The sequence below is a fragment of the Lentilactobacillus diolivorans DSM 14421 genome (assembly GCF_001434255.1).
In the GTDB taxonomy this organism is placed as follows: domain Bacteria; phylum Bacillota; class Bacilli; order Lactobacillales; family Lactobacillaceae; genus Lentilactobacillus; species Lentilactobacillus diolivorans.
The window spans coordinates 91525-103868 of record NZ_AZEY01000108.1 but is presented as its reverse complement, the minus strand read 5'-3'; the positions used below and the strand labels follow the sequence as shown (position 1 = coordinate 103868).

Genomic DNA, 12344 nt, shown 5'->3' with positions numbered 1-12344 from the left:
CTTAAAACAGGTACATAAAACGATTTAATTATATGATAATAATTTCAGAAGCGGCTTCAACTTATTACGAGATACCAAGCAGCTTTCAGAATCATGATCGAAAAAAATTGTTTTTATTTTTTTATCTACACGACGTATATTATTAATATTTACTACATAAGATTTATGACACTTAAATAAGCGATCATCCATCCGTTCGATGTCATTAAGATTTGCATAAAATTCACTATGTTTTGTCAGTGTCACAAGTCGAATTTTATGTGTGAGTTCAGTTGTCTCAAAATATAAAATGTCAGCAAATGGAATCTGAAATCTTGAGTGTTGATTGTCGAATACGAATATGTCATCTGATTTCGAAATTTTTTCCTTAGAATACGCGATATCTAGGCATTCGTTAACTCTGACACCAAAGTCTTGCTCGCCAAGATCTTTTTCAATAAAATCCAGCGCAGTTAACTTATATTGATAAGTGATTGGAAGAAACTCAGAGTGTGTAGTAACAAAAACTATCCAACCAAATGGGTCTAAAGCCCGTATATTTTTCGCAAGTTTCAATCCAGCTCTATGATCATCTTTTATTTGTATATCTAAAAAATAAACATTTGAATTTACATGCTCAGTAACTTTAGTGAGTAATTCTGCAGGTCGCGAAGTTGTAATTATTACATTCTCACTGTATTTATAACCTGCCTTGAGAATATAATTTTCAACCAAATGCTGAAGATATTGCTGTTGAATAACATTATCTTCTAAAATAAAGATATTCATTTAAGGTTCCTCCTGTAAGACAAGCGTCTGCGTGAAAAAGTGGTTTTTAAACTCCGTCTCTAGATTTATATTAGGGTGCTTAATTAATAACCCTTTTACCGTTGCAAGACCAATTCCCCGCCCCTTACCTTTAGATGAGTACCCTAGTTCAAATATCTTTCGTTTGTCAATAGTAGTCTCTTTACAATTATTTTTAACTACCAATATCTCTTCGTGATTAGGCTTATCTACAATTAAGGCAATCGACAAAATAGGATTAGCTGCCTGTTTTGAGGCATCAATGGCATTATCGAGAAATACAGATAAAATACGAATATAGTCTAACAGATTGATGTAACAAGTTGTAACTGGTTGATCAATTTCAACATTTATCTGAATCCCCGCCGTTTGAGCTTGAATCAATTTTGATGCTAATAGGCTTTTAACAGCGCTAATCTTCACTTTATCAAGATAAGTAATAGCAAATTTTTCTCCCTGCAAAGAAGCACCAAAATTCTTGATTACAGAGTTAAATGTTTCTTCAATACCTTTTAAATTTCGTTCTTCTATACTGTTTTGTAAGGTCTTTATAACATTGATATGGTCATGTCGAATTCCACGAATATCATTGTACAGCCCTTCAATCTGATTAGTATATTGAGATAGCTGTTTTAACTGCTCTTCACGTAGACTTTCAATCTGGGTATGTTGAATTAGCTGAATTTTGAGACTTAAATACATCAGTAAAGATATCTGAAGAACGATGAATCCAAATGTGAGAAAATATCCTAAGAATCTAGGCTGGAATAATGAGCCTCATAAAAATACCCGATGAATTGTAATGAACAAAGACTAAAAAGGAAACTGTTAATAAAAATCAGCAAATGATCCAATCCAAATGTATAGTTGCCTTTTAGAAATTGGAAATTAGGGTGAAATATCTTCAGTATTACATAATTTAACAGAATTGGTAGAAAACTAGCTAGTAAAGTCGAAAGCAAATTCCCTTGAAAAAAATGATGATTAATTGAAATAAATATATTACCAATGAAGCTAAAAAACGAAAGGCTATAGACGGCATAAAAAAAAGCTAGGGATCTTTTTTTGTCAGATCATTCTTGAGACCAATCCAATAAAATGCCAGCAATACAAATATAAAGAAGGCATTCTTAAAAATAACGTTTCCCAACACCGTTACCAAGAATAGAATTGCGATAGAAAAAAAAGCGGGGTCGAATGTTACTAACCTGGTAATAAACAACAATTAAGAAAACTATTTGAAAAAAAGCTTCTATATCTACATGAATATTATTAATCATTCTGATCTCCTAACATGTTTTTTCAAGTCGGGATTTGTAGGCTCATAAAGGAATAGGAAGCAACTAAAATCAGTATTTAAAATAAATTTTCTAATTAGGTTCTTTAACTTCATACTTTTCATAATTTCGATAACTCCTTCCCAACAATTTATAGAATGCCGGAGTAATTAATACAGATTCTGAAAGTTCTCCAATTAAAATTGCAACACGCAGTACAAGTGAAGAAAACAGCAAACACAAAAGTGTTAACAACAGAACAAATATAATTGCCCTTACTTTCATTGTCTTCCTTCGACTTTTACTGAATAAAGGATTTTTCTCAGTATCTGCAGGTGAATATCTAGCTGCGATCACTAATACTATTACTTGAAACACGATAATGAGCTCAATATTAATGTTGGCAACATAATTGTACAAAAAATTAGGTAAAAGTATAAAGAAAAGTGCTGATACTACTGTACAATTCCTAGACGTTTCCGCATGCCAACCACCCGCATACTTACGGAAGACTACAAAAACGGCGTGGACATATAGGGTAAGTAAAAATGAATGAACGACAATAGCTATCACATAAACTATAAAACACTTCTTTAAATTTATAAGTAGAGTCTGTAGATGATAATCAGCAACGTCATACTGATCTTTAGACAAAGAACTATTACCAAAAATCTTGTTAAGCAGATACTTGGACACGCTCATGAGCTAAATCCTTCTTTATACTTTTGGTAGTTATTATATACCGGTATGAGTATAATGCATTAGATATTTCGTGAGCGGTTGATTCTGCGCTTTAAATGGCAATGAGTTAAAAAGTCATTTGTACGTGTCTTTCCCAAGCAGAGTAAACTTTTATATATTGTCGTCTCGAGATGTTACAATGAATATTTTGACTCTCCCAGAAATAAATTCGATGATATTTTTTATCGATACTTTTAATAGCATTGATATTTACTAATATATGGCGATGACAACGAATAAGCTCAGAATACTTATTTTCAAGTTCCCTTAAAGTTCCTTGTGAAATCAAGGTTTCATCTTTTGTAATAAAGTCTAGATAGTGATCATGAATTGACGTTGTAACAAACAATAATTTATTCATCTGAATTAGTTGAGAACTATTTTTATTATTCAGTAGTATAGTCTTTTCTTCCATTCGTATATCTCCAATCGTTATTTAAGGTAGAAACACAAAGCATTATAAAACAAATACTAATCATTTAAATTAGTAAAGTAATGAAAGGCCAAAAATTAGCTGTGATTGGTAATTTGAATCATCTTCTTACACTTTGCCCAACCACTGCTTATGTTTGAATTTAACCATTCATGGTAATAATCATACCGTTCAGGTTATCTGTATTTAAGAAGCTATCTATCTGATGTAAAGTAACAATCGTAATCAAGCATTGGTTGCTTTTAGTAATTAATGTGTATCTAATGATATAAGGTATTCCGAAAGACTTTATTCATTAAACTGATTACATTAATTGTTGGTAACAGCAATATAAAAAAGAGGAGATAATCATTATGAACAACAACCCAGTATTGAAGTTACAAGATCAACCCGATGCTATGCTTGGAAAATCGCACGTTTAAATAAGACTCCTACAGAGGACAATACATTATGGGAAGATCAAGAATAAACAAAGGATTCAAGCAGTTGTTTGTTGCATTTTTATCATTTAGTATTTTCTGGATCAGTGCAGCCCTAAGAGCGGGAAATGTGATGCTAACTATTCAATTAGCAATAATTCATTGTGTAATGGTCATTATTTTCCTAGTTATGTACTATCTTATTTTTAAAACCACAAAGTTAAAGATTAGACAAAAGATAGAACTTAGATGGGCAGTTACACTTTCAGCACTGCTAATTTTATTTATTTTTGTTGCATTCAATGGTATTTATACCCACATACACATTGTAATAAACTCAGCTAATTTCTTAGTAATTCTGTTAATTGCTGTATCGTCAGCACTGCTCGAGGAATTTCTTTTCAGAGGAATGTTTTTTCAAGCAATACTTAATATATTGAGTAAAAGTAATTTACCCCTGACCTATTCAGGCATCATCTCTTCATTGCTTTTTGGCTTTTGGCATTTGTCAAATTTCTTCTGGGGAGGGCAACCACTAGAAGGCACATTGCAGCAAGTAATATTTGCTATTGCAATGGGACTAATATTAGTAGCTGTCAGAATTATTTCAAAAGATATATGGTTAAGTGTTTTGATCCATTCATGGATAGATTTAGTTCCAAGCGGGCCCATTATGAGTAAGGTTGCTCCATGGGGGTCAGCCTTACTCATATACGGAATAATAATTACGTTTTTAATTTTCATTATATTTATCTACGAACAAGGACTATTTTTCAAAAAGAAATTGTTAGTAAGCAACAAGGGGTCAATGGAACATCCAAACGAAAAGTAGCGGTAGAAAGGCGAATAACCAGCACTTAAATTAGTGAGGTTGTTCGTTTTTTCGTTTGAGCTTTTTTAGTTTCAACCGATTCACTTCGCGGTAAAAAGTTCCAGAGAAAATTGGGTTAGTGGTTAAAATCTCTTTAACTGAATAGTCACCACTTTGATACATCCGAATGGCAATATCCAACTTTTCTTGGGCGATTTGTGGACGGCCAACTGTTACGCCACGTCGACGACTGGCCGCAATTCCTTCTTTAACCCGATCGGCTAATAAATTCCGCTCCAGTTCTGAAATCACACTCATCATTTGCAACATGGCTCGACCAGTTGGTGTCTCGGTGTCCATCTGCTCCTTTAAAGAAACAAACTTAATTTGTTTTTGGTGCAGCAGTAATCAAATTTAAAATATCCAACGTATTTCGGCCCAAGCGGGAAATGCTTTCAACGACCACGACATCATGAGCCCAAATGGTCTGGAAAAGCTGGATAATTCCCGGTCTTTTTTGCCGGGTCCCGGTAAATTTTTCTTGAATGATTTTTTCGGCACCATAAGCCGTTAATTGATCGATTTGGCGATTGAGATTCTGATCATCTTTTGAAACCCGTGCATATCCAATAATCATGAGTGACTCCTTAGTTTTTGATAGCCAGGATAAATTTAGCTATCTTTTCACAATGGTTTATTATAAACTTTTTGATAATGAGTTTTTGAAAACTCAAAACCCGGTTAAATCAACCTAATCAAAGTATAGCGAAACCTTTCCAAAAACTATGGTTTTCCACATTCGTGCTCTAATCATTCTCTCATAATTAGCGTATAATTAATTTTATAGGAATTGTGACATTTGGTTGAGAAACGTTTCGGAACAGCGTACTCTAGTTTCAAACCAAATGATCCACATATCGCAGAAGGAGGAATTTGTTTGAAAAATCTATTAGTCGCAGCCAATAATGCTGAAGGTGGTCAATCAGACCAGCCAACCAGTGATTCGATTGATAAATCTCTATTGAAAGATGACCTTTATCAAGCCGTCAACGGCCGTTGGGAAAAGACTGCTAAAATTCCGGCTGATCATTCATCAACCGGTGGCTTTATGGATCTCAATGACAACATTGATAAACTATTAATGGGCGATTTGGACGAGATCCTAAAAGGCAACAAAAACAGTTACGAGGCACCTTTCTCCGAATTTTTAAAATTTTATGAACTGGCTCAAAACTTCAAGAAACGGGATGCTGACGGAGCTGAACCGTTAAAACCATACTTGGAAAAGATTGAAAACATCACCAGTTTTGATGATTTAAACGCCCAAATCGGCGACTGGGTCAAAGAAGGGTTTAATTTGCCGTTTGGATTTGACGTTGGTCCCGACATGAAGAATACCCAAATCAACGCTTTATTTGCCGGTGTGCCACGCCTATTTCTGCCAGATCGGACCTACTACGAAAATAATAATCCAGCTTACAAACAATTAATGCCAATTTTAACCAAGACCCTCAGCCAACTATTAGTCTTGGCCGATTATAGCAGCAACGAGGCCGACCAAATTGTCGAGTCGGCAAAGAAATTCGATGCCTTAATCGCACCCCACGTTAAGTCATCTGAAGAAAATGCCGATTACAGTAAAATGTACAACCCACAGAAATTCAGTGATTTCGCTAAATCCAGCAGTCATTTGGATATTACTAAGTTGGCGAAGGAAATCTTCGATAAAGTACCGGAACAGGTGATCGTCACGGAGCCTAAGTACTATGAAGCGCTTGACTCAATCGTTAACGAGGATACTTTCAGCGACATGAAGAACTGGATCCTGGTTAATACAATTTACTCATCATCCAGTTACCTGTCCGAAGAATTCCGACAAACCGGTTCGACTTTTGGTCGGGCTTTGTCCGGCAAAAAGTCGGCAACCCCACAAAAGAAATCGGCTTTCTACTTGGCGTCAGGAATCTTTGGTCAAACCATTGGTGATTATTATGCCAAAAAGTATTTCGGGCCAAAAGCCAAGGCTGACGTTGAACACATGGTTCGGAATATGATTAGCGTTTATGAAAACCGGTTGAAAAATAATACCTGGTTGGGCAAAGCGACTCGTGAAAAAGCGATTTTAAAGCTTGATAAATTGGAACTTCAAGTCGGTTACCCCGATCACATTGACGAAATTGAATATAAATATCAGGTAACGCCAGAAGATCAAGGCGGTACGTTGTTTGAAAACGCGTCAAAATTTGGCCGAATTGCTTTGGCAGATAACTTTGCCAAACTCGGTAAGCCGGTTGACCGAACTCGTTGGGAAATGAGTGCCAGCACGGTGAATGCCTATTATGAGCCATTTAAAAACATTATTGTCTTTCCAGCTGCCATTTTGCAGGCACCCTTCTACAGCCTAAAACAAACGTCCAGTCAAAATTATGGTGGGATTGGTGCCGTGATCGCACATGAAATTTCCCATGCCTTTGACAACAACGGTTCCCTGTTTGATGAACTAGGGAATTTAAACAACTGGTGGACCAAAGAAGACCATGAATACTTTAGTAAGTTGGCTGATAAAATGATTAACGAATTTAATGGGATTCCATTTGCTGGCGGCAAAGTTAACGGTAAGTTAACCGTTTCCGAAAACATTGCCGATGCTGGTGGTCTCAGTTGTGCCAACGAAGCCGCTAAAAACGAGGGTAACTACAACTTATATGATTTCTTCATCAACTGGGCAAAAGTTTGGCGGATGAAAGCAACTAAGGAATATAAGCAATTACTACTAAATATTGATGTCCACGCGCCAGCTGAATTGCGGGCAAATGTGCAGGTCAAGAATCTGGACGACTTCTATGCCACGTTTGAAGTTCAACCTGGTGATGGCATGTACTTGAAGCCGGAAGAGCGGGTTAAAATTTGGTAAGAGTGTGACAAAAAACGGTTAGCTTCCAGAATATAAGGACTCTAATTTCAATATTCCGGGTTTGAATATTGGGATTAGAGTCCTTATATGGCCGGAAGCTGTTTTTTGTCACACGTTTCGGCTATTTAGCCAGTCCCAGCAAAGCATATTCTGAATCTGAATATTTGATTAAGGGCCTTATATGGCCGGGGTCTGCTTGCTGTCACACGTTTCGGCTATTTAGCCAGTCCATCAAAGCATATTCTGATCCTGAATATTTGGCTAATCGGTTTAAATAGTCGGCATTTATCCACTGGCACATATTTTTCATTCGGTGACAATCACAATAGCAACACAATAACCGCTACAATCTGCTAATTTAATCACTAATTGTATTAACGTGACACGAAAAAGGACTGATTCACTAAAAGTTACTTTTCGTGCCACGTTTTTTAGTATTAACAAAAGAAATTAAAAACCTCATTTTGCTCATTCATCGCTGTTTCCAACATAACAGGCGAACCGCACACCATAAAGCCATTTATTCCAACCCATTTGATGTTATAATTGTAAGGGTTTACTAGACTGTGAAAGAGGTTTCTGCCATGCGCCAAATACCAATCAAAATGACTTTCTTTTTTCAACTGCATCCCATCATTGCCACCATCTTTTTTGGTGAATTAATTGTTCTGACAATGCTGTTCAATCACGTTGCCGTGGCGTTGACAGGAATTGTTTCTTTGATGATCATCAATGTTTTCTATCTTGGCAGACACGCTGCTTGGCAACAGCTCAAATTCAACGGCGTCTTATTTTTCATGATTGTCTTTTTTAACGTCTTACTTAATCAAAAGTTTTCACCCTTTCTATGGAAAGTGTCAACCGGCTTTTTCACATTTAAGTTATCCTATCCGGCGCTCCTCTACGGCATCACGATGGGAATCATGTTGACCGAGATGTTAATGACGTTTGCCTTGTTAAACACCATTTTAACCGCCAATAAATTAATTTATGTTTTTGCGCCAATAACACCAAAGCTCGCACTACTGGTCACAATTTCGTTTAATCTAGTCAGAGATTTAATCAAACGATTTGGTCAGCTGTTACTTTTACAAAAGACTCGAAATCTCGATACCACAACTGGATCATTACCAACCCGGCTAAAAAAAATATTAAGTCTGTTTCAAATTTTGCTTGAAGATTCCCTATCATCCGCGATGGAGACTGCCAATCTGATGGATGCCCGTGGCTTCGGGGCCGCCAAGCGAACTCATTACCGTTCCTATCGTTTTAACCCAACCGACTGGTTCTTTCTGATGGTTACCACGGCTGCTTTTGCGTTATTATTGTTTGTAAGGATCAACGCAATGGGTTGGACGAATTCGGTTGCCGATTTCAACACCATCCTTTTCACTGGCGACCTTTATCCAATGGTTCTATTGGGTAGCTTTACGTTAATGCCATTAATCGCTGAGGGGGTCTACCATTTATGGACCAATTAATTCAAATTCAAGATTTAACGTTCACTTATCCAGCCCAACAACAGCCAGTTTTAAAAGATATCAACCTTACCGTTAATCATGGCGACTTTATTGTCATTGCCGGCGATACTGGAAGCGGCAAAACCACCCTGCTCAACCACCTGAAAAAAGAACTCATTCCAGCTGGGGAAACGACCGGTGACGTCTTAATTAACGGTAAGCCCATCAAAACCCTTTCCCAACTCGACAGCGCCCAAACCGTGGGATACGTTGCTCAAAATCCGCAAACCCAGCCGATCATGTCGACAGTTATCGAAGAACTGGCTTTCCCATTAGAAAACGTTGGCTGCCCCAGTAATGAAATTGAACGCCGAATCGCTGAACTAAGTAATTACTTAGGACTTGATCAATTGCTGGACCGCCAAATCAGTGAACTCTCCGGTGGTCAACTGCAACTGGCCAACTTGGCATCCGTCCTCATTCTTCGACCTAAAATTATCTTATTGGATGAGCCAACTTCTCAATTGGATCCGCTCACCACTCAGCATTTCTTTGAAGTACTCCGCCGCGTCCATGAGGAACTGGGAATTACCATCATCCTCAGCGAACATCATTTAAGCATCGCGCTTTCACTAGCTAACCGGATGCTCTTGATTCAACATCAAACAATTACGTTTGACGGCCCACCGACTGAGGGAATCAAGCTAATGGGTAACGATGAGCGGCTGGGATACTTTATTCCTCCCGTCTCACAAGTCTTTCTGGCTGGTAAGCGTCATCTCGACGACCTACCAATTTCAGTGGCCGCGGGACAACGGGCAATTCGCAAGGATCGGATTCACTTCAAGCCAACAACAGCCTTAACCCAATCACCAATTCAGCGACCTGCCAATGTCATTTTAAAAGCTAAGAATATTCAGTTTTCATTTGACCGGCAAAAAAATGTTGTTGACCACTTGGATTTAAATGTCCATCAAGGAGATTGGCTGGCAATTATCGGTAAAAATGGGGCTGGCAAATCGACGCTGTTAAATTTATTAACTGGATTGCGAACACCGCAACACGGGAAGGTTTATTTTAATCAAAAGGTTGTTTGGAAGATTCCTACGCCACAACGAATCAAATCCCTTTCCTTTCTATCGCAAACCCCAACTCTTCAATTTCGAAGCGGAAGTGTCTATGAGCAACTAACTATCCAAGCCAGGGAATTAGCTTTAGATCATCCCCAATCACGGATTAACGCGATTGTTGACCAGCTGAAACTCCAGTCGATTCTCAAACATAATCCATTCGATATCAGTGGCGGTCAACAACAACTCCTTGGCTTGGCAATTGCTTTATTAGCAAAACCAACCCTTCTTATTTTGGATGAACCCACCAAGGGATTGGATCCATTTACTAAAAATTTTGTTGGCAATATTTTAAAGCAGGTGCAACAAGCCGGGACAACCATTATTATGGCAAGCCACGATATGGGCTTTTGCGCCACATTTGCCGATCACTGTGCCTTCATGTTCGACGGCCACATTAATACGTATTTACCAACAAGAAATTTTTTTACCCATAATTTCTTCTTTACAACATCAATTAATCGCTTGGTCAGAAATCAAGTTCCAGAGGCAATGCTGGCAAGGGACATTGAACTTAACAACGCTTCGAATGGTTAGGGGTTAACCAATTAATATCAATTAGCTTTGGAAGTGACTTGAAAGGGGGTGAGTCATGCTTGAAAAAACTTCTTGATCTAACCTATGTTCATCGGCTGCTAATCGCTGTTCTGTTAATGATGACCTTTTTAGTGTTGCTACTTCTATTACGAGGAAAACATTATCTGCTATTTAGTTTTATGTGTTTACTATGTAGTATCCTGCCAGCATATTGGCGCTTTGAACGTGAGCCAATCAGAACCAAAACATTAATGTTCATTGCAATTTTAATTGCGTTGGCGGTTGCCGGTCGGGTACCACTCGCTGCTATTCCAAGCGTTCAAGCTGCCAGCTTTATCATCATTATCGGTGGCATCAGCTTGGGACCCGAATTAGGTTTTATCACCGGATCAACAACCGCTTTAGTCTCAAACATGTTCTTAGGCCAGGGGCCATGGACACCATGGCAAATGCTTGCTTGGGGGTTAATGGGATTAACGGCTGGTCTTTTAGGCAAAACCAGGATTAAGAAAAGTCTGCTCTTGGTCGTTATTTTTGGCGGCGTTTGGGGCTTCTTATTCGGTTGGATTATGGATCTTTGGTACGCATTAGCCTATATTAATCCGCTCAATTTAAAAAGTTTCATTTTAGCATTCGGTGCCAGCGTACCGTTTGATGCTCTCCATGCCGGAGCCAACGTTTTGTTATTAACCTTTTTGTACAAACCATGGGAACTATTATTTAATCGTTTAGTTCAGAAGTATCAGTTACTATCTAAATAAATTTGAAAGTGTGATTATTCATGAAGAAAACCAAATTATTAGTGTTATCCGTTGCAAGTCTGTTAACATTTGGTGCTATGGCTCCTGCTATTACTTCTCAAGCAGCTGTCAAAACTGCTTCAACCAGTTACCAAAAGAGTAAAAATAAGGCGCTTTACACTTACGCCAAAAAAATGATGGCTAAGAATCGAACTGGCCTTTCTGGCAAAACGGCTTATATTTTCAGCAAGAAGGCTTATAAAACAACTGGTGCCGCAGCTGGTTACTCCGATCTTTTAGTTGGTTTAAAGGGTCACGGGTACAAATTTACCAAAAACCAGAAAAATTTAGTCGCTAAAAATTTGGTCGTTAACTCAAAGAGTACCGCTGCTGATTTGGCAACTGCCATTATGGGCTTGAAAGCAGTTGGCCTCAATCCAACCAACTTCAAACCAGCTGGGGCAAAAAAATCTATGAATTTGGTTTCCCAACTTTACCGTCAATCAATGACCAAACAAACGGTTAACGTTCAAAGCCAGTCTTTAATTGCATTATCGGCTAGTTCGTCATTTAAACGGCCAGCCAATGCCAAGTTTACAAAAGCCAGCTTAAGCAATGCCATTGTGAAGACCCAACAAAGCAACAACGGCTGGGGCTACAGTAATAACCTTGCCACGGTTGACAGCGATACGACTTCAATGGCCGTTATCGGGTTAACTCGCGGTAAAACCAACAGCAGTGCCGTTACCGGTGCCATCACCAAGGGCCAAACCTACTTAAAGAATGCCGTCTATCCTTCTGGTTCATACGGTTATACCTTCCAAGGCAAGAATACACCAAATGCCAACTCAACCGCTGAAGTTGTCATTGCCTTTTCAACCAACTTGAATACACTAAAATTTGTTAACAACAGTACGAAAGCTAATCAAGCCGCCTCTTCATTGCGTGCCATGCTCGGTTACGTTAATAAAACCGGTTCGATCAAGGGTGCTTACTCACAACTCTTAGGTGTCGGCCAAGTTAATTTAGCAACGGCTGCTTACCAACAGGCTCAAAAGAAGCATTCTGTTTACACATTGAACTAATAGTTAGGAAC

Annotated in this window: 12 protein-coding genes; 6 read left to right on the top strand and 6 right to left on the bottom strand. The window is 38.2% G+C overall.

Features of this window, described 5'->3' with window-relative positions; all coding sequences use genetic code 11:
- Positions 1–24: 24 nt before the first annotated feature.
- The 4 genes from FC85_RS14770 to FC85_RS14755 all read right to left on the bottom strand — a co-directional run bounded on the left by FC85_RS14770 (position 25) and on the right by FC85_RS14755 (position 3219).
- Positions 25–768 carry a response regulator transcription factor gene (locus FC85_RS14770; RefSeq protein ID WP_057866283.1) on the bottom strand — a complete coding sequence of 248 codons (744 nt, stop codon included), beginning with the start codon at positions 766–768 and terminating at the stop codon, positions 25–27.
- Positions 769–1488: a sensor histidine kinase gene (locus tag FC85_RS14765; protein ID WP_057866282.1), complete on the bottom strand. Its 720-nt coding sequence runs from the start codon at positions 1486–1488 to the stop codon at positions 769–771.
- 668 nt (positions 1489–2156) lie between these two features.
- On the bottom strand, positions 2157–2765 hold the full coding sequence (locus FC85_RS14760) for an accessory gene regulator B family protein (RefSeq protein WP_057866281.1): 609 nt from the start codon (positions 2763–2765) through the stop codon (positions 2157–2159).
- A 106-nt stretch (positions 2766–2871) separates the two neighbouring features.
- On the bottom strand, positions 2872–3219 hold the full coding sequence (locus tag FC85_RS14755) for a LytTR family DNA-binding domain-containing protein (protein WP_057866280.1): 348 nt from the start codon (positions 3217–3219) through the stop codon (positions 2872–2874).
- A gap of 468 nt (positions 3220–3687) precedes the next feature.
- On the opposite strand from FC85_RS14755, the gene FC85_RS14750 reads away from it, so the two are divergent.
- Positions 3688–4488, top strand: coding sequence for a CPBP family intramembrane glutamic endopeptidase (locus FC85_RS14750; RefSeq protein WP_057866279.1), 801 nt, complete (start codon positions 3688–3690; stop codon positions 4486–4488).
- 30 nt (positions 4489–4518) lie between these two features.
- Here FC85_RS14750 and FC85_RS16230 read toward each other — a convergent pair whose 3' ends face one another.
- A complete protein-coding gene (locus tag FC85_RS16230) occupies positions 4519–4827 on the bottom strand; it encodes a recombinase family protein (RefSeq protein WP_169788450.1) in 309 nt (102 codons plus the stop codon).
- A 22-nt stretch (positions 4828–4849) separates the two neighbouring features.
- Complete coding sequence (locus tag FC85_RS16225) at positions 4850–5104, bottom strand: recombinase family protein (protein ID WP_057866278.1); 255 nt, start codon at positions 5102–5104, stop codon at positions 4850–4852.
- A 300-nt stretch (positions 5105–5404) separates the two neighbouring features.
- Here FC85_RS16225 and FC85_RS14735 point away from each other — a divergent pair, with 300 nt between their 5' ends.
- From FC85_RS14735 to FC85_RS14715, 5 genes are all read left to right on the top strand, one after another.
- The gene (locus tag FC85_RS14735; RefSeq protein ID WP_057866277.1) at positions 5405–7381 is read left to right on the top strand and encodes a M13 family metallopeptidase; all 1977 of its coding nucleotides are present in this window, start codon (positions 5405–5407) and stop codon (positions 7379–7381) included.
- 584 nt (positions 7382–7965) lie between these two features.
- Positions 7966–8862, top strand: a complete 897-nt coding sequence (locus FC85_RS14730) for an energy-coupling factor transporter transmembrane component T (protein WP_057866276.1) — start codon at positions 7966–7968, stop codon at positions 8860–8862.
- Positions 8850–10508 (top strand): ABC transporter ATP-binding protein, encoded by a 1659-nt coding sequence (locus tag FC85_RS14725; RefSeq protein WP_057866275.1) that lies wholly within the window; start codon positions 8850–8852, stop codon positions 10506–10508. Before FC85_RS14730 ends, FC85_RS14725 begins: the two co-directional genes overlap by 13 nt.
- 116 nt (positions 10509–10624) lie before the next feature.
- Entirely contained in the window at positions 10625–11269 is a 645-nt protein-coding gene (locus FC85_RS14720; RefSeq protein WP_057866328.1) for an ECF transporter S component, read from the top strand.
- A 20-nt stretch (positions 11270–11289) separates the two neighbouring features.
- Positions 11290–12333, top strand: coding sequence for a fucose-binding lectin II (locus FC85_RS14715; protein WP_057866274.1), 1044 nt, complete (start codon positions 11290–11292; stop codon positions 12331–12333).
- Positions 12334–12344: the final 11 nt, after the last annotated feature.